Origin of the sequence: Paraburkholderia saeva (assembly GCF_907164555.1) — a bacterium.
Classification (GTDB): domain Bacteria; phylum Pseudomonadota; class Gammaproteobacteria; order Burkholderiales; family Burkholderiaceae; genus Paraburkholderia; species Paraburkholderia saeva.
In genome coordinates, this window is sequence record NZ_CAJQZC010000003.1 from 337,343 (window position 1) to 354,820 (window position 17,478).

Below are 17,478 nucleotides of genomic sequence, written 5' to 3' on the forward strand. Positions count from 1 at the left end.
CAACGTACCGCGACTCTTCCTGCAGTCCTTTCGTCGAACCGGAGTCGTCATCATGAGTACTACTACACAGATGGTTGAAGCAGCCGGTGATGCGCAGATTGCGGGCGGGGCCGGAGGCCGAACGCCGGTGTCCGCCATCAAGCTGAAGCTCGCTTCTGTAGTGCTTGCTGGCGGATCGGGAACACGGCTATGGCCTGTATCACGCAAGCACTATCCGAAGCAGTTGATCGATGTGGTTGGGTCGGACTCACTTCTTCAGGCGACTGCGCGCCGCCTTGCGGGCCTCGGCGGTGAACGTGAACTGGATGCAACGCCGATCATCGTCTGCGGCGAAGAACATCGCTTTCTGACCTCCCAGCAACTCGGCGAAGCCGGCATCGATGCGCGAATCATTGTCGAACCCGCGGGCCGCAACACAGCGCCCGCGCTCGCGCTTGCCGCGCTTGAGGCATTGAGCAGTGGCGACGACAGCATCCTCGTCGTGATGCCCGCCGATCACGTGATTCCCGATACTGCAGCGTTCCATCGTGCGATTCAGGATGCAGCGGAATTCGCGGAGCAGGGCGCAATTGTCACGCTGGGTGTGCCGCCAGCACGCGCCGATACCGGCTTTGGCTATATCAAGCTGGGCGCGCCGCTCGGCGAGGCCGCAAGACAGATCGAGACGTTTGTCGAAAAGCCTGCAGCGGAACTTGCCGCGCAGTACGTCGCTTCAGGCGAGTACTGGTGGAACAGCGGCATCTTTGTCGTGCGCGCGGGCGTCTGGCTCGCGACGCTGGCGCGGCTTCAGCCTGCCATGCACGCGGCGTGCGTGGCCGCTTATGAGCAGGGCCACACCGACGGTGCGTATTTCCATCCCCACAACGCCACTTTCGTTGCCACGCAAGCCGATTCGATCGACTACGCAGTGATGGAGCATCTCGCGCGCGACGAATCGATCAAGGGCGTGGTCGTGCCGCTCGAAGCCGGCTGGTCGGACCTCGGCTCGTGGGATGCGGTGTGGGATGCGCTCGACAAGGACGGCGACGGCAACGCGGCGCGCGGCCGTGTGATGTTCGAAGGTGCGACTTCGTGCTATGCGCATTCCGAAGGCCGGCTCGTGGCATGCGTGGGCGTGACGAATCTCGTCGTGGTGGAAACGCCGGATGCCGTGCTCGTCGTCGACCGTTCGCATGTTCAGGACGTGAAGGGACTGGTTGGCCGGATCGCGGGCCAGCACGCGCCGGAAGCCGACACACATCGCAAGGTTCAACGCCCCTGGGGCTGCTACGACTCGATCGACCACGGCGAGCGCTTTCAGGTGAAGCGCATTGTCGTGCGCGCTGGAGGCTGCCTGTCGCTCCAGCTGCATCACCATCGCGCGGAACACTGGATTGTCGTGCGTGGCACAGCGCGCGTAACGCGGGGTGAAGAGCAGTTTCTTCTGAGCGAGAACGAATCCACCTACATCCCACTCGGCGTCAAACATCGGCTCGAAAACCCGGGAAAACTGCCGCTCGAAATCATCGAGGTGCAGTCGGGTGCCTATCTCGGCGAGGACGACATCGTCCGCTTCGCCGATACATACGGACGTTGCAGCTAACGGCCACAAGCTGTTGCCAGCACGGCACCGAACGTAGTTCAACCCGATCCAGGGGAATGCCATGTCGATCATGAAATCGCTCTTCACAAGAGCGGCGGTTTCGCCGAGCCAGTTGACCGCGTCATCCGCAGCCGCCCCGCCCCCTGTCATGGGACCGTCATCAAGTGGTTTCATCGCGCCGGCCGGAACGCAGGCGCAAGGCGCACCGCTACAAAGCCGTCAGCTTCAATCTGGTGCGAAGCGCACCTTCGACCTCGTCGCCGCACTGATTTCGATCATGCTCCTTTCGCCGGTGCTTGTTGTGATCGCGCTACTGGTGATGAGAGATGGCGGTCCATGTGTGTTCGGTCACACACGCATTGGAAATGGCGGTGTCAAATTCAGATGTCTGAAGTTTCGTTCGATGGTGGTCGACGCGGACGTCGTGCTCAAGCAGTTGCTCGACACCGACCCGCAGGCGCGCGCCGAATGGGACCGGGATTTCAAGCTGAAAAACGACGTACGTATCACGAAGGTCGGTCATTTCATCCGGCGTACGAGCCTCGATGAACTGCCGCAGCTGTGGAACGTGGTGCGTGGCGAAATGAGTCTGGTGGGCCCGCGCCCGGTGATCGAGAAGGAACTCGAACGCTACGGCGAAGGCGCCGAGTATTACCTTAAAGCGAAACCTGGCATCACCGGTCTCTGGCAGGTCAGCGGCCGCAACGATATCGACTACGCCACGCGCGTAGCGCTGGACGTGTCGTATGTCACGAACTGGTCGTTCGGCAGCGACATCCTGATTCTGGTGCGCACCATAGGCGTTGTGCTCAACAAGCACGGCGCTTACTAAGGGGGCGGCCTGAATCACACAAAACTCACAACGAGCTGGAGACACGGCCCAGGTGCGACGCCTTAGCGTCACACCCGGCCGGCTTGCTGCTTTGTGAATTCAGGGCTGACTCGTTTGCGGTGCGCTGTAGTCGGGGGATGTCCAGGGCGAGGCGACTGTCGCATTGTTGCTCCAAGGGTCGTCGGATGCGCTGGCCGAGCTGGACGGATGGGCACGAAACGTATTGAGCTTCTCGCGGTTGGACAGCGTGGAAGTCTGAGGGCGCTTCAGATCGGTGACGGCAGGCGTCGACGCCGTGAACGACTCGCGTGCGCTGGATGTAGCGGATTTCTGTGTGGAGTGCTGCACCGTGATGGCGGGCTTCGCGTGTAGCGTGCCTGCCGCGTCGGTTGATTGGGCGAGCGCACAAGGTTGCTGAAGGAAGATCAGCGTCGCGCAGGTAAGCAGCAGACAGTTTTTCATGACGTAGCCGTATGAAGGTTTGAAGCGGTGCCGATGACGTTTCGATTCGGACCGTGCTGGAAGTGTAGTGCCGGACTGGATGCGCCGCACGTGTATCGGGTCCGTCTAAATGGAAGGGCAGCGTGATGTCAAAAATACACTCTGATTCGATAAGTGCGGGACAGTCTTTGCAGGATGTAGAAGTGGTCGCCGAAACGGGAAATGAAGGTCTCTACGCGCGATTGCTCAAGGCGTTGTTTAACCCGCGCATGGCCATTGTGTCCGCGGCGGTGCTGGTGTCGGCCTGCGCAATGGCCCCGGGCATGACGTTTCAGTCTGGCGAGAGCAGCAAGGCAACGACGGGCACGGCTGCGGTGAAACCCGCAGCGTCAACCGATACGACGATTGCAGTGCCGGGCGCGGGCGCTCAAGGCATCTCAAAGGACAATCTCGTGGAAATCACCGGCTCGCTCGTCGAACAGCAGCGCGAGGCCATGCCTAAAGGCGTGGCGCCGGAAGTACAGAAGCTCTTCGACAAGCCGCGCGCCTATGTGCTCGGCCCTGGCGACATCCTTAACATCGTCATCTGGGACCATCCCGAACTGAACATGCCATCGCTGCAAAGCTCGACCGGACTCGATAGCAGCGGATCGAATTCCATCGTGTCGGGCTATACGATCGACGGCAGCGGCATGGTCCAGTTTGCGTACGTCGGCATGCTGCATGTGGCGGGGCTGACGGAAGCCGAGGCGCGTGAACTGCTCGCTAAACGGCTTGGTGAATACGTGCGCAATCCGCAGGTCACCTTGCGCATCCAGGCCTATCGTAGCAAGCGTATTTACCTCGATGGCGAAGTGCATACGCCGGGTCTGCAGATTCTCAACGACGTGCCCATGACGTTGCCTGAGGCCATCAACCGCGCAGGCGGGTTCACGGCGGCGGCGGACCGGTCGTCTGTCGCCGTGACGCGTGGCGACAATACCGTGCTGGTCAATATGCCGGATCTGATCGAGAAAGGCGCAAACCCGTCGAACATCCTGCTTCGCGACGGCGACCTCGTACGCGTCTATTCCGCCACCGACAGCAAGGTCTTCGTGCTCGGCGAAGTGGCGCGCGCATCGACCCTGACCCTCAACAACGGCAAGCTGACCCTGAACGAAGCGCTCGGTGACGCGGGCGGCGTGAGCCAGTATTCGGGCGACGCCCAGCAGGTCTATGTGGTACGTGGCAAGAACGAAAAGAATCCTGTCGTGTATCACCTCGACGCCAGCACGCCTGCGGCAATGGCGCTCGCTGACAACTTCGAACTGAAGCCGAACGACGTCGTCTTTGTCGATGCGTCTTCGCTGGTTCGCTGGAGTCGCGTGGTGAGCCTGCTGATTCCAACGGCGCAGTCGGCGTCGGTCGGCAAGGCGCTGGTGCCATGACATCGCGTTCTGATACCTCGGGTGTTCTGTATTTCACCGCGGCTCGCATGACGCGGATCTTTGGGAGTCACGCATGAACCAGGCAAATATGTCCGGCCCGATTTACGAGCCCATGCGGCAGCGTGTCCATCCGCTACATCATTTGAGCACGCTTTATGGGGGGCGCTGGCTGATCCTCGGCACGACGCTCGCATTCCTGCTGTGCGGCATCGCGTACGCCACGTTCACGCGGCCCGTATATCGATCCGACATGCTGATTCAGGTCGAGCAGAATCCGAACGAGTCGAAATCGCCTTCCGGCGATGTCTCGTCGATGTTCGACGTCAAGACCGATGCGTCAGCAGAAATCGAGGTGCTGAAGTCGCGCATGGTCGTCTCGCGCGCGGTCGAAAATCTCAGGCTCTATATCGAAGCGGCTCCGCGTTATGTGCCGGTAGTGGGCTGGTGGTTTGCTTCCCGTGCCGACGGGCTTTCCCATCCGCTTCCGGGTGGCTACCTTCACGGAAACGAAAGTATCGACGTCAAGACGTTCAATGTGCCGGATCACTGGTACGGCAAACCGTTCGTCTTGACGCTTGGTCGCGACGGCACTTACGTGCTCAGGCAATCGGGATGGCAGGAGACGGAGACACTTGAACTTCACGGCAAGGTTGGCGAGCCGTTGCGTGCCAGCACGCGTTACGGCCCGATCGAACTGCTCGTTCCCAGCGTTTCGGGCGAGCCCGGTGCAAGTTTCACAGTGAAGCGCAAATCGGAAGTGGCAACGACGGAATGGTTTCAGAAAGCGATTGCGATTTCTGAAAAGGGCAAGCAGTCGAACATCATTGGCGCGACGCTCGATGGCACCGATCCCGTTATGGACAGCCAGATCCTTAACGAAATCGGCAATGCGTATGTGCTGCAGAACGTCCAGCGCAAATCGGAAGAGGCGGACAAATCAATCCGCTTTCTTGACGAACAGTTGCCGAAGCTGAAGGCGCAGCTTGAAGCGTCGGAGAGCCGCTTTAACGCGTTTCGCGCGGCGCATGGCACGGTGGATACGAGCCAGGAGGGCACGGCGCTATTGCAGCAATCGGTCGACGCGCAGGCGCGCGTGCTCGAACTCAAGCAGAAGCGCGAGGACCTCATGACGCGCTTCACGGAAAAACATCCGGCGCTTCAGGCCGTCGACAGCCAGTTGCAGGACGCGCAGACATCGCTTGCCGCCATTCTTGCGCGCACGCGTGGCCTGCCGATTCTGGAGCAGGGTGTGCTGCAATTACAGCGCGACGTGCAGGTCGATACCGATCTCTATACCAATCTGCTGAATACGCGCCAGCAATTGACGCTTGTTCGCGCGGGGAAGGTCGGCAACGTGCGCCTCATCGATCCTGCAACGCAGCCTGAATCGCCGATCCAGCCGCGTCGCGGCGTAGCGGTCGGCGGGTCGCTGCTGGCGGGATTGCTGCTGGGCGTCGGGCTTGCGGTATTCAGGCGGCGCGTAATTGGCGCAGTCGAAGATCCGCAGGAAATCGAGGTTTCCACCGGATTAATGGTCTATGCGACGGTGCCGCGCAGCCGTCTTGCCAGCTACACCCGTCGCGATGGACAGGAAAAGTCCAAAGACTCGCTGGTGTTGACGCACGCGTTTACACACGACGCCGCAATCGAAAGCCTGCGCACATTCCGCACGACGCTGCAGTTCTCGTTGCTCGACGCACCCAATCGCGTCGTGCTGATTACTGGACCCACCGCAGGTATCGGCAAATCGTTTGTATCGGCGAATCTTGCCACGCTGGCGGGTGCGTCGAACCGGCGGGTGCTGCTGATCGATGCGGACCTGCGCAAGGGGCTGCTGCATCAGCACTTTCGGCTCGACCGCACCGAGGGGTTATCGGAAGTCGTGGTGGGAACGCATCGCTTCGAAGACGTCCTGCATCGCAACGTTTCGCCAGGGCTCGATTTTCTGTCGACAGGCGGTATGGCACTCAACCCGAGCGAACTGTTGCTGCAACCGGAGCTGGCCGAACTGGTCGAGCGCGTTGCATCGCGATACGACATGGTGGTAATCGACGGGCCGCCTTTGCTGCTCGTTGCAGATGCACTCGTGCTCGGACGGATGGCCGGAACAGTCTTCATGGTCGCACGTCAGGGCGTCACAACCGTGCCTGAAATTGGCGAAAGCGCACGACGTCTCGCGCAGGCAGATGTGGAAATTCGCGGCGTGATCTTCAACGATTTCAGGGGTGGGCCGGGCAGGTACGGCTATGCCTACGGTAACCCGGGAAGTTATGGCAGCGCGGGCTACACGCAGCAATAGTACGCAGGTAGCAATAGTCAGGTAAAGGAATGCACCGCGCAGGCGGCGTGTCCGGCAGACCCCAACGACAGGCGCACCATGAACCCTCCCAGCGACAGGAACATCACGCTCGTCACGGTCACTTACGGCGACCGCATCCGCTACTGCGCGGAGCTGCTCAGGCGTGCGTTCGACGACGAAGGCGTCGAGCACGTAGTGATCGTCAGCAACAATTCGACCTCCGCACTGGAGGATCTCGAAGCGCGTTGGGGCGATCGTGTAACGATCGTCCGCCTCGCTGCGAACACTGGATCGGCAAATGGCTACGCCGTCGGTATTACCGCGGCGCTAAGCCGCAAGGCGCAGTATCTCTGGTTAATGGACGACGACAATGCCCCACGTCCCGGTGCGCTTGGCGCGCTGTGCCGGCACCTCGATCTGCTGACGTCGAAGGTCGGCAAAAGCAGGGCAGCCGTCCTTGGCTTCAGGCCCGACCATCAGGCGGATATCGCACTGGGTGTGCCGGTCGCGCTTTCCGTGCCGCCGCGTTCGAGCTATTTCGGCTTTCACGTTGCGCGCATTCCGTACAAGATCTGGCGCCGCACGCCCTGGGGTCGCCCGCAGCCAGGACCGATGCCAAAGGTTGTCGACGTGCCGTTTGCGCCGTACGGCGGCTTTCTCGCGCATCGCTCCGTGTATGAAGACCTGGGCCTGCCGAAGCCGCAGCTCGTGCTCTATGCGGACGATATCGAATACACGTGGCGCCTGACCGCGCGTGGTGGACGGATCACACTCGTCACGGATGCGTTGCTTGAAGACCTGGAAGGTTCGTGGAATGTGAAGACGAACTGGAAGAACCACTTCGAATGCATGCTGCTGAGCGGTTCCGATTTTCGCGCGTACTACAGCAGCCGCAATCAGGCGTGGTTCGACAAAAACTACTGGTCGACTTCCACGGCGATGTTTCGTCTTAACCGGTTGGTGTTTCTGTTTCTGCTGCGCTTTTACGGGAAACGCAGGCATGCGGCTGCGCGCCTTACGCTGCTTGAGCGTGCCATTGCGGATGGTGAGGCACATCGCCTCGGTCTCAATGTGGACTATTCGCTATGAACGCCGAACGCATTGCGAGCCGGGCGCAAACGAGCCGGCTAAACGTGCATGACAAAGGAGTCGCACCATGTCCAATGCGACGATAGTCATCTGCAACTACAACTACGCGGCGTATCTGCCCGTCGCGATCGATTCTGCATTGACGCAGTCGGTCGGCACGACGCGCGTAATGGTGATCGACGACGGTTCCACCGACAACTCGCATGAAATCATCCAGCAATACGGCGACAGGATCACGGCGATCTTTCAGGACAATCGTGGACAGGTCGCGGCGTATAACCACGCGTTGGACCAGATCGACAGCACGCATGTGATCTTTCTCGATGCGGACGATCTGCTGCATCCCGACGCCGTCAAGGAAGTGATGGCCGCTTTCGGCTCCGGCGACTTCGTGAAGGTGCAGTTCAAGCTGGAAGTGATGACGGTAGACGGCATGGGAACCGGCGTTACCGTGCCGCAATCCAGCCTGGTGGGCGACTGCGGAAAGCTGCTGCGACAAGGCTGGTTATATCCGTCGCCGCCTGGCTCGGGGAACGCCTACCGCGTTGAAGCGCTGCGGTGCATCTTTCCGGTTCCCGTCTCCGCCGACAATGTCTACGGCGCGGATTTCTATGCGATCTATGGCGTTCCGCTGCTGGGCAACGTCTGTGCAATAGACCGGGCGCTCGGCGGTTATCGGGTTCACCGCTCGACTGGCAGGAAACCCGGCGCGGGTGGCGCAGCCGACCTTGCGTTCGCGAACGCTGAAGACTCGCTTGCCGGTGCCCGCAAGGCGGCTACGCGCTGGGCGATTCTGCGTGAGATCGTGCACGACCGTCTTGGCGAAACGCTGCCTGTGCGCTTCTTCGATTTCTCGTCGGAGAAAGCGCTGTTCGGCAATCTGCTTTATCGCGCGCCGCTTGCACGGCGCTGGCGCTGGTTCACGAAAGAATCGGGCAGCTATTTTCATACGGTGATCGCGAATCCGTTCTGGACGTTGCGCAAGAAAATGGCGGTGTCCTGTCTGACAGCGCTCTGCCTTGTACCGTTTGCGTCGCTTAGCGATCGCGCGGTGCGCTATATCGCCAATCCCCTCGCTAGAGGTGGCCGCTAGTCAACGAAGGAGAATGCCCCGTGACCGCACGCACGCCAGCGAGTATTTCCATTAACGGACGGTTTCTTGGCAGACGTCCGACGGGCGTCGACCGCTTTGCGTACGAGGTCGTCCGCAATATTGACCAGATGATGGCGTCAGATGATCCGGCGACGGCCGGCCTGAAGGTTGAAATTCTTGTGCCTTCAGGTGTGACAGTCGCGCCGGACATGTTCTCGAACATGACGGTAAGAACCGTGCCAGGCGGCGCCGGGCAGCGCTGGGAACAGATCAGCCTGCCGCTTGCCGCGCGCGGCACACTGCTGCTCAACCTGTGCAACGTGGGTCCGCTCTTCTTCAGGAACCAGGTCACGGTATTGCACGACGCGGCGCCCGTGCGCGTACCCGATGCCTATACGCCTGCGTTTCGGACGTGGTACAGGCTGATGGCGCCGTGGATCGGACGTATTGCGCGGCGCGTGCTGACGGTGTCGGAATTCTCACGTCGCGAACTCGGCGACGCCTACCGCATTCCGGCCGGCAAGATCGGTGTGTTGCCGATGAGCGGCGACCACATGTTGCGCGCCGAGGACGCTGTCGACGTGCGCGCCAGGTATCAGCTGGGCGAGCGGCCCTACGTGCTTGCGGTCAGCAGCGCGAGCAGTCACAAGAATTTCCGGCTGGTGGTCGAAGCAATCGAACTATTGAAGGCGACCGACTATGACTTTGTCATCGTCGGCTCCAGCTTGCCGATCTTTAACGCCGTACAGCAGGCGCTGCCTGATTTCGTCAAGCGGGTGGGCTATGTGTCGGATGCGGAGCTAAGAGGCCTTTTCAGAAACGCGGCGTGCTTTGTGTTTCCGTCGCTCTACGAGGGCTACGGTTTGCCGCCCGTCGAGGCAATGACCCTGGGTTGCCCCGTGATCGCATCGAATCTGCCCTCCATTCGCGAGGCGTGCGGCGATGCCGCGCTCTATATCACGCCGACGAGCGCGCAAGAGCTGGGTAACGCGATGACGCAGGTAATGAACGACGATGCGTTGCGCGGCACGCTGCGGGCGGACGGCTATACGCACGTGGAGCACTACTCGTGGCGCGCGACAGCCGCCCGTATTCTCAAAGAGATCTCACCATGGCTGGCACATCGATGAATCAATTGCCCATTCGCCCGGCTGGCGGCTTTGGTCGCGTCGCGGTCGTGCATGACTGGCTGACCACATACGCAGGTGCGGAGCGTGTGCTGGAGCAGATCCTGCGCATCTGGCCCGAGGCCGACCTGTTCTGCGTGGTGGACTTCCTTCCCGAAGCACAGCGTGGCGCGCTGCTCGGAAAACGTGCGACGACTTCGTTTATCCAGCATCTGCCGCGCGCCCGCAAATCGTATCGTGCGTATCTGCCGTTGATGCCGCTTGCAGTCGAGCAGTTCGATATGTCGCCGTACGATCTGGTGATTTCGTCGAGCCACGCTGTGGCGAAGGGCGTTATCACTGGGCCCGGGCAGGTCCATATCAGCTACGTGCATTCGCCGATCCGTTACGCGTGGGATCTGCAACATCAGTACCTCGACGAAGCGAAATTGACGCGTGGCATCAAGAGCTGGTTCGCCCGTTCGATCCTGCACTACATGCGAATCTGGGATCAACGTACCGCGCATGGCGTCGACCATTTTGTTGCAAATTCGGCTTACGTGGCCCGGCGAATCCGGAAGGTCTATGGTTATGGCGCACAGGTGGTGTTTCCGCCCGTGGATATCGACCGCTTCACGCCCGGCACGGAACGCGATTCGTTTTACCTGACTGCCTCCCGGCTCGTGCCCTACAAAAAGGTCGCGTTGATTGTCGAGGCGTTTGCGGCCATGCCGGAAAGGGAGCTGGTCGTGATCGGCGATGGCCCCGACTTCGAGAAGGTCAAGGCAGTGGCAACGTCGAACGTCACGATTCTCGGCTACCAGTCTACCGAGGTCCTTATCGATTACATGCAGCGCGCAAAAGCGTTCGTATTCGCGGCGGAAGAGGATTTCGGCATCGTCTCCGTCGAGGCACAGGCGTGCGGCACGCCTGTCATCGCGCTGGGTAAGGGCGGCGCACGCGAGACGGTCATCGACAGCGCCGACCGGGATGTCCGGACCGGCGTATTCTTTGCGCAGCAGTCCGTCGAAGAAATCGCGCGTGCGGTGCAGCGCTTCGAAGCATCGGGTCCGTTTGACCCCGCGGTCTGCCGCCGCAACGCAATGCGATTTGCGCCGGAGCGCTTTCGCGAGGAAATGCTGGCGCTCGTGCGGGATGCGGTCGTGCAGACCGGGGATACGCAGGGTGTCGTCGTGCCGTTCCGGGCGCCCGCGATGTTCGACGAAGTCCGGATGTCCGCGCGCTAGCGTGAAAAGGAGAGATGCCGTGCAGAAGAGTCACGCATCGATGAAGCTGCAACGCTGGCCCGCGCGGCCCGCTTTGCTTCAGCCTCGCGTCATGGCGGGCTACTGGTGGGAAGATCCGGCGAAGCTGTTGCTCTTCTTCGTGGTTCCACTTTACGCGCTGATTTCGATGGATCTGCTTGGCGACCAGAAAGCGATTGCGCGCGTCTTTTACGACAGCTTTTACGCCTTTGCTGGTGGACTGTTTCTGGTGACCATCATGGCGGTCGCGTATGTGACACATTCGTCGGCGCCAGCGGTTCAGCGCGAACCTGTCGAAATACCGCGACGCGTGCTCGATGTTGTCTTTGTGATGGCGTTTGGCGGCTATCTGATCATGATGGGCGGCGTGATCGCGCATCCTGCGATCATCGTGTCGTTCTTTAACGGCGGCGCGAATGCATACGACCTGCTGGAACTCAAAGGACGCGTAGCGGGCCTGAGCACGCTGACACAGGCGACTGTCGCTTACGTTCCTCTTTATTTCTATGTGTTTCGCCAGCCTGAGCGGGGAATCAACCGCTACAAGCTTTACATGCTACTGCTCGGTGCGCTGACGCTGCTCAGAAGCTTCATCTTTGCCGAGCGGCTTGCGTTGATCGAAGTCGCGTTGCCGTTCGTACTGATGTATGTGAAATTTCGCACGGGCACGCGCCGCTCGAAGCTGCTGGCATTGGGGCCGTTTGCTGCCATCGTGCCAATGGTCGGCTTCTTTATTGCCAACGAGTACAACCGTTCGTGGGAAACGTACTACGTCAACATCTACGACAACATCTTCGATTTCGCCATCGAACGTCTCGCGATGTATTACTCCACGGCGCTCAACAACGGGGCGGGCATTCTCAGCATTCTGGGTTGGGGAACAGGCAGCCCGACGTTCACGTTCGACTGGCTGATCCGGTTTCCGGTCATCGGCGAGTTCTTTCAGCCGTTAATGGATTCGACGTCGGGCTATGAGTCGTTTCTCAACAACTACGGCGATCCTGAATTCAACAATCCTTCGGGCATCTTCGTTCACTTCTATGAGTGGGGCTGGTTTGCGCTCTTTATCGCGGCCTTCATGGGGTGGGTGTTTGGCAAGAGCTACGCAGGCTGGCGCTCGGCGAATGGCTTCTGGTGCTGCGCGCACGCGGTGCTGCTGGTCTCCCTGCTCGAAATCCTGCGCATCCCCAATCTGTTCAGCGGCAGAAACTTCGTGCCGCTTGCGCTGCTTTTCATTGTGTTCCGGTTTTTTCGCAAACCGCCGGATCATTCCGCTTACGCTGTTCGACGCGTCACCTGATGCGGACACGGGTTGGCTTCGCGGTGCGGACGGCTCTACGCGTAACGTGTGTGGGCCAACCGGATGCTTGCAAGAGAGGTTCAGCATGATCAAGTCATCGTTAGGCGTGGTTGTATCGTGTGCGGCGCTGCTGTCGGCATTCGCTCCGCAAGCGTCCGCGGAAAAACAGAACGTCCCGACTTCCACGCTTTCGGGCGTCAAACAGGCGAAGCTTGCCGGTGGATATAAACGGATAGCAGGCGTTGTCGATGTCGTCGCGTTTCCCGCTGCTGATGGCCGCGATCAGGCCGACGCACTGCAGGCTGCGCTCGACACGTTGCAGCAGGGACAGCGCCTTGTCTTGACGCCGGGTACGTATGTGGTGGGTCATTCACTGGAAGTGCGAAACCGGTCGGTGATCGTCTCGGGCTATGGCGCGACGTTTGTCGCGACGAATGCCAACGACCAGTCGATCGTGATGACCGGCCGCAATTCGACCGTAGCGGGACTCACGTTGCTTGGCACAGGAGATGCCCGGCTTGAGACGGTTACTTCCACCAAGGTCGCCGTAAGCGGTGCCGGCATCCAGGTGCTCGACGTGACAATTCAGGGCGGCGCCAGTGTGGGCATCTTCGTTTCGGGCGGCACGAGTGTTGCCATCGCCGGCAACAAGGTGCTGTCGACGCTCGCCGACGGCATTCATATCACTGGCGGCTCAAGCAATGTTCTCGTGAAGGACAACACCGTCACGGGCACGGGCGACGACATGCTTGCCGTCGTCAGCTATCAGAAAGACGGTGCGCTTAACCGCAACGTGCTGCTAACGGGCAATACGCTGTCGGGCAATCCGTGGGGCAGAGGGATGTCGGTCGTCGGCGGCGCGGACGTGACGATGACGGGTAACACGGTGCAAGGTGTGCAGAAGGCCGCGGGCATTCTCATCGCTCAGGAAGACGGGTACCGCACATACGGCGTCAGTAATGTGTTGATCATGAGTAATGTGATTACGGATATCGAGAATTCACCGAACCCGGGTAACGACCTGCCGCCCGCACAACATGCCGCGATCGACATGAATACCGGTTCCGGTCTGGTGAATCTGGTGTCGGTAACCGGCAACCAGATTGCCCGTGCGAATTTCGGCGGAGTGCGCGCGCTTGGCAATGTCTGCCAGTACCGTGTTTCCGGCAATGCATTCTCGGCGATTGCCGGCGCACCCGTTTCGTTGCAGTCGCGCGGCTGTTCACCGAGCCAGATTATCTGCGGCGCGAATACGCTCGATGGGAGCACGCTCGCGCCACCCGTAGGGTGTTCCGCGACGGGCACGCTTTCGGTTACCGGCGCTGATGCGAGCCGTTTGCCGCAGATCCGCACCGCGTTGCGTCAGACGCAGCAGACGTCGCTCGACAGGAAGCGCGCGGTGAATCGAAGCTGAGGGGGGCCGTTGCAAGATGCAGTGCGCGTGGGCGTGCGTGCGTTGCGGTACTTCAAGACGCCGCGGGGAGGCATACCATGAATGAGCAACGCTACATTGATCTGCCGGTGTATGAACGTGCGGCGTTCGAACTCGTCTGCGCGCGACGCGGCTTCGCGCCAACGCACTTCGAAATCACGGGCACGCTGCAGATGACCGATGGGACGAGCGACCGTCTCGTGACCGTGCGCCGTGGGCGATGGGCTCAGTCATACCGCGCCGATGCCGCCACGTTCTGGGTTCGCGACTTCGAAACGGACCTCACCTGCAACTTCTTCAAGTGAAACGGAGAACTGGCTTAAGGCCGGATTCGCAGACTCCGCATTGAACGTCTTCACGCGCCCATGACGACATCGATCAGAAAGACCATGCTTTACCTGCTGGTGATACAGGGCGGCAACTATCTGTTTCCGCTGCTTTTGCTGCCGTATCTCGGGCGGGTGCTGGGTGTCACGGAGTTCGGCGTGCTCGCGTACTGTCAGGCGATCGTGCAATACCTGATCCTGCTGACCGACTACGGCCACAACCTCACGGCGACGCGACTCGTATCCGTGCAACGCAATGATCCGGCCGCACTCAGCGCGGTATACAGCGCGACGATGGCGGCAAAACTCGCGCTGACGTTTGTGTCGTTTGTGTTGTTGCTGGGTGGCGTGCTGTTCGTACCGGGGTTGTCCGCGCACTGGCCGATACTGGTCGCCGCGTTTGTGGGTGTCGTCGCTAACGCGGTCACGCCGGTGTGGCTCTTTCAGGGCCTCGAGCAGATGAAGTCTCTTGTGTTGCCTACATTCGTATCGAAGATCGCGAGTTTCCTGTGCGTGGTGCTGCTCGTGAAAGGTCAGGGCGATGCTGCGCTCGCGGCGCTTGGCATCAGTCTTGGCAACGTGATTCTTGCTGTCGCCGCGCTCTGGATGATTCATCGCAGGCGGCGCGTCTCACTGATTGCCACGTCATGGGCGGGGATGCGGGCTTCGCTGGGCGAAGGTTTTCCGGTGTTTCTCTCGCTTGTACTGGTGAGCTTCTACGTGAACTTCAATTCGATCTTGCTGAACTACTTTCACGGACCGACGGTGGTCGGGCAGTTTGCAATGGCGGACAAGATCCGCGTCGCGGCGCAGGCGCTGTTCATGGTGATCGGTCAGGCGTTCTATCCCCGGATCAGTCACTGCAACGCGACCGATCCGGCCGCTGCGCAGGACCTGATGCGTACTGCCATGCTGGCGATATTTGGCTGCGCGTTGGGGCTCTTTGCGGCGATCCAGCTGCTGGCCGGCTGGGGCGTGGAATTGTGGCTCGGGGAGCAGTTTCACGCATCCATCTTTCTGCTAAGACTCGAAGCGGTGTTGCTGCCCGTGATCAGCGTTGCGTTTGTGTTCGGCAATCTGGGCCTGCTCGCATTGGGCCGTGTACAGGTGCTGAAGAACGTCTACGCAGGTGTCACGGTTCTGCATCTGCTGTACGTCGTGCCGCTCACACGCTATCTGGGCGCCGAAGGCACGATCATATCCGTGATCCTGACGGAGTCGTTTGGAGCGGCAGCGTTTGCGCTGCTGTATTTCAGGGAGGTGCGCCCGCCGGCGCACGCACGGGCCTGAGGCAACTTGAGCCGACCTAAGGCAACGGTACCGCGCGGCGACCCTATACCGCGCGTCGGGGAGAAACGCATGATACTGGTGACAGGCGGCGCGGGCTTTATCGGTGCGAACTTCGTGATGGACTGGCTGGATGGTGTGGACGAAGCCGTCGTCAACGTCGACAAGCTGACCTATGCGGGCAATCTCGGCACACTCAGATCGCTGCACGGCGACCTGAGTCATATATTCGTGCGTGCGGATATCTGCGACAGCAATACGATGGACGTACTGCTTGAAGACTATCAGCCACGCGCAATCCTGCACTTTGCTGCGGAGAGCCATGTCGACCGTTCGATTCACGGTCCTCGTGACTTCATGCAGACGAACATGATGGGCACGTTCGCGCTGCTCGATGTGGCGCGGCGCTACTGGAGCGGCTTGCCCGGCGCGGAGAAAGACGCGTTCCGCTTCCTGCATGTCTCGACAGACGAAGTGTTTGGCTCGCTCTCCGAAACGGACCCGCCGTTCCGCGAAGACACCCTCTACGCGCCCAACAGTCCCTATTCCGCATCCAAGGCGAGTGCAGATCATCTGGTGCGTGCATGGAACCATACTTACGGGTTGCCGACGCTCACCACACACTGCTCGAACAACTACGGGCCTTACCAGTTTCCAGAGAAGCTGATTCCGCTGATGATTACGCGCGCACTCGAAGGCAAGCCGCTGCCGTTATACGGCGACGGTCAGAACGTGCGGGACTGGCTCTATGTGGGAGACCACTGCGCTGCCATTCGCGCAGTACTGGCGAAAGGGCGGGCGGGGGAAACGTACAACGTCGGCGGATGGAACGAGGTGACGAATATTCAGGTCGTGCACGTGTTGTGCGATTTGCTGGACGAACTCCGGCCTAAAGCCTCAGGTTCGTATCGCGACCAGATCACATGGGTGGCAGACCGTCCCGGTCATGATCGCCGCTATGCGATCGATGCCAGCAAGATCAATCGCGAGCTGGACTGGAAACCGGCCGAGACGTTCGAAAGCGGTCTCGCCAAAACGGTGCGCTGGTATCTCTCGCATGAGCAATGGGTAGCTGACGTGATTTCGGGCGACTACCGCAAGTGGGTCGAAACCAATTACGCGCGGCGCGCGTGAACGCGCGTCCCGCTGCCTTCCAATCTTTCTGATGGAGATACCGGTATGGCTATCCAGGTGATCCCGACCGCGCTAAGCGAGGTCAAGATAATCGAGCCGACGGTATTTGGCGATGCGCGCGGCTTTTTCTTCGAGAGCTTTAACGCTGGCGAGTTTGCCGAGAATGTCGCGAGCGGTGTCGAGTTTGTGCAGGACAACCACTCGCGCTCCGCACGCGGTGTGTTGCGCGGTCTGCATTACCAGATCCAGCATCCGCAGGGCAAGCTGGTGCGCGTCGTGACAGGCGAGGTGTTCGACGTCGCGGTGGATGTGCGCCTCAGTTCGCCCAGCTTCGGCAAATGGACGGGTGTGCACCTGAGCGCGGAGAACCGTCGGCAGATGTGGGTTCCGCCGGGCTTCGCGCATGGCTTCGTCGTGCTCTCGGAAGCGGCGGAGTTCGTCTACAAGACAACCGATTTCTGGTTCCCCGAGCATGAACGTAGCCTGTTATGGTGCGATCCGGAAATCGCTATCGACTGGCCAATCGAATTCGAACCTGTGCTCGCGGCTAAAGATGCGGCAGGCAAGCTGCTTTACGAGGCGGAATATTTCGCCTGAGTTCGCCCGAACTACGCCTCGGCGCCAGCGCTCACGGTTCGTCGCGCGGATGCAGCTTGCGCAGCGGTTCAAGCAGCGACGAAAGCCCGTTGTGATCGATCTCCTGCATGAGGGCGAGCAACTGCCCAATCTCGCCCGGCGGAAAACCCTTGTTCGCATACCAGTTGAGATACGGACCCGGCAGGTCCGCGATCAGCCGTCCCTTGTATTTGCCGTAAGGCATTGCTCGCGTGACGAGGAGTTCCAGGTGTTCAGGTTTCATTGTCGT

Annotated in this window: 15 protein-coding genes and 1 pseudogene; 14 read left to right on the forward strand and 2 right to left on the reverse strand. The window is 60.4% G+C overall.

The window, feature by feature from the left end; genetic code table 11:
• The first annotated feature begins 52 nt into the window (after positions 1-52).
• Both LPA36_RS09680 and LPA36_RS09685 read left to right on the forward strand, forming a co-directional pair.
• Entirely contained in the window at positions 53-1,582 is a 1,530-nt protein-coding gene (locus tag LPA36_RS09680; protein WP_324250921.1) for a mannose-1-phosphate guanylyltransferase/mannose-6-phosphate isomerase, read from the forward strand.
• A gap of 166 nt (positions 1,583-1,748) precedes the next feature.
• Positions 1,749-2,414 (forward strand): annotated as a pseudogene (locus LPA36_RS09685) (sugar transferase); the annotation flags it as partial.
• A gap of 99 nt (positions 2,415-2,513) precedes the next feature.
• Here LPA36_RS09685 and LPA36_RS09690 read toward each other — a convergent pair.
• Entirely contained in the window at positions 2,514-2,876 is a 363-nt protein-coding gene (locus LPA36_RS09690; protein WP_228875929.1) for a hypothetical protein, read from the reverse strand.
• 248 nt (positions 2,877-3,124) lie between these two features.
• Between LPA36_RS09690 and LPA36_RS09695 the strand changes: the two genes are divergently transcribed.
• The 12 genes from LPA36_RS09695 to rfbC all read left to right on the forward strand — a co-directional run bounded on the left by LPA36_RS09695 (position 3,125) and on the right by rfbC (position 17,210).
• Positions 3,125-4,282: a polysaccharide biosynthesis/export family protein gene (locus LPA36_RS09695; RefSeq protein WP_228876525.1), complete on the forward strand. Its 1,158-nt coding sequence runs from the start codon at positions 3,125-3,127 to the stop codon at positions 4,280-4,282.
• A 73-nt stretch (positions 4,283-4,355) separates the two neighbouring features.
• Positions 4,356-6,581 carry a polysaccharide biosynthesis tyrosine autokinase gene (locus tag LPA36_RS09700; RefSeq protein WP_228875930.1) on the forward strand — a complete coding sequence of 742 codons (2,226 nt, stop codon included), beginning with the start codon at positions 4,356-4,358 and terminating at the stop codon, positions 6,579-6,581.
• Between the two features lie 78 nt (positions 6,582-6,659).
• Positions 6,660-7,670 (forward strand): glycosyltransferase, encoded by a 1,011-nt coding sequence (locus LPA36_RS09705; RefSeq protein ID WP_228875931.1) that lies wholly within the window; start codon positions 6,660-6,662, stop codon positions 7,668-7,670.
• A 67-nt stretch (positions 7,671-7,737) separates the two neighbouring features.
• Positions 7,738-8,763, forward strand: a complete 1,026-nt coding sequence (locus tag LPA36_RS09710) for a glycosyltransferase family 2 protein (RefSeq protein ID WP_228875932.1) — start codon at positions 7,738-7,740, stop codon at positions 8,761-8,763.
• A gap of 20 nt (positions 8,764-8,783) precedes the next feature.
• Entirely contained in the window at positions 8,784-9,893 is a 1,110-nt protein-coding gene (locus LPA36_RS09715; RefSeq protein ID WP_228875933.1) for a glycosyltransferase family 4 protein, read from the forward strand.
• Positions 9,875-11,116, forward strand: a complete 1,242-nt coding sequence (locus LPA36_RS09720) for a glycosyltransferase family 4 protein (RefSeq protein WP_407674246.1) — start codon at positions 9,875-9,877, stop codon at positions 11,114-11,116. Before LPA36_RS09715 ends, LPA36_RS09720 begins: the two co-directional genes overlap by 19 nt.
• Positions 11,117-11,156: 40 nt before the next feature.
• Complete coding sequence (locus tag LPA36_RS09725) at positions 11,157-12,434, forward strand: oligosaccharide repeat unit polymerase (protein WP_228876530.1); 1,278 nt, start codon at positions 11,157-11,159, stop codon at positions 12,432-12,434.
• Positions 12,435-12,519: 85 nt separating this feature from the next.
• A complete protein-coding gene (locus tag LPA36_RS09730; RefSeq protein WP_228875935.1) occupies positions 12,520-13,848 on the forward strand; it encodes a right-handed parallel beta-helix repeat-containing protein in 1,329 nt (442 codons plus the stop codon).
• Between the two features lie 77 nt (positions 13,849-13,925).
• Positions 13,926-14,171, forward strand: coding sequence for a hypothetical protein (locus LPA36_RS09735; RefSeq protein ID WP_228875936.1), 246 nt, complete (start codon positions 13,926-13,928; stop codon positions 14,169-14,171).
• 84 nt (positions 14,172-14,255) lie between these two features.
• The gene (locus LPA36_RS09740; RefSeq protein WP_228875937.1) at positions 14,256-15,482 is read left to right on the forward strand and encodes an oligosaccharide flippase family protein; all 1,227 of its coding nucleotides are present in this window, start codon (positions 14,256-14,258) and stop codon (positions 15,480-15,482) included.
• A gap of 69 nt (positions 15,483-15,551) precedes the next feature.
• Entirely contained in the window at positions 15,552-16,613 is a 1,062-nt protein-coding gene (gene rfbB, locus LPA36_RS09745) for a dTDP-glucose 4,6-dehydratase (protein WP_228875938.1), read from the forward strand.
• Between the two features lie 45 nt (positions 16,614-16,658).
• Positions 16,659-17,210: a dTDP-4-dehydrorhamnose 3,5-epimerase gene (gene rfbC, locus LPA36_RS09750; protein ID WP_228875939.1), complete on the forward strand. Its 552-nt coding sequence runs from the start codon at positions 16,659-16,661 to the stop codon at positions 17,208-17,210.
• Between the two features lie 31 nt (positions 17,211-17,241).
• Here rfbC and LPA36_RS09755 read toward each other — a convergent pair whose 3' ends face one another.
• On the reverse strand, positions 17,242-17,472 hold the full coding sequence (locus tag LPA36_RS09755; protein WP_228875940.1) for a DUF3820 family protein: 231 nt from the start codon (positions 17,470-17,472) through the stop codon (positions 17,242-17,244).
• Positions 17,473-17,478: the final 6 nt, after the last annotated feature.

Excerpts from the sequence above, each read along its gene's own strand:
- LPA36_RS09695 (WP_228876525.1), top strand. The coding sequence starts at position 3,125 with ATGGCCATTGTGTCCGCGGCGGTGCTGGTGTCGGCCTGCGCAATGGCC.
- rfbC (WP_228875939.1), top strand. The coding sequence starts at position 16,659 with ATGGCTATCCAGGTGATCCCGACCGCGCTAAGCGAGGTCAAGATAATC.
- LPA36_RS09720 (WP_407674246.1), top strand. The coding sequence starts at position 9,875 with ATGGCTGGCACATCGATGAATCAATTGCCCATTCGCCCGGCTGGCGGC.
- LPA36_RS09755 (WP_228875940.1), bottom strand. The coding sequence starts at position 17,472 with ATGAAACCTGAACACCTGGAACTCCTCGTCACGCGAGCAATGCCTTAC.
- LPA36_RS09735 (WP_228875936.1), top strand. The coding sequence starts at position 13,926 with ATGAATGAGCAACGCTACATTGATCTGCCGGTGTATGAACGTGCGGCG.
- LPA36_RS09730 (WP_228875935.1), top strand. The coding sequence starts at position 12,520 with ATGATCAAGTCATCGTTAGGCGTGGTTGTATCGTGTGCGGCGCTGCTG.
- rfbB (WP_228875938.1), top strand. The coding sequence starts at position 15,552 with ATGATACTGGTGACAGGCGGCGCGGGCTTTATCGGTGCGAACTTCGTG.
- LPA36_RS09705 (WP_228875931.1), top strand. The coding sequence starts at position 6,660 with ATGAACCCTCCCAGCGACAGGAACATCACGCTCGTCACGGTCACTTAC.
- LPA36_RS09680 (WP_324250921.1), top strand. The coding sequence starts at position 53 with ATGAGTACTACTACACAGATGGTTGAAGCAGCCGGTGATGCGCAGATT.
- LPA36_RS09710 (WP_228875932.1), top strand. The coding sequence starts at position 7,738 with ATGTCCAATGCGACGATAGTCATCTGCAACTACAACTACGCGGCGTAT.
- LPA36_RS09690 (WP_228875929.1), bottom strand. The coding sequence starts at position 2,876 with ATGAAAAACTGTCTGCTGCTTACCTGCGCGACGCTGATCTTCCTTCAG.
- LPA36_RS09700 (WP_228875930.1), top strand. The coding sequence starts at position 4,356 with ATGAACCAGGCAAATATGTCCGGCCCGATTTACGAGCCCATGCGGCAG.
- LPA36_RS09740 (WP_228875937.1), top strand. The coding sequence starts at position 14,256 with ATGCTTTACCTGCTGGTGATACAGGGCGGCAACTATCTGTTTCCGCTG.
- LPA36_RS09725 (WP_228876530.1), top strand. The coding sequence starts at position 11,157 with ATGAAGCTGCAACGCTGGCCCGCGCGGCCCGCTTTGCTTCAGCCTCGC.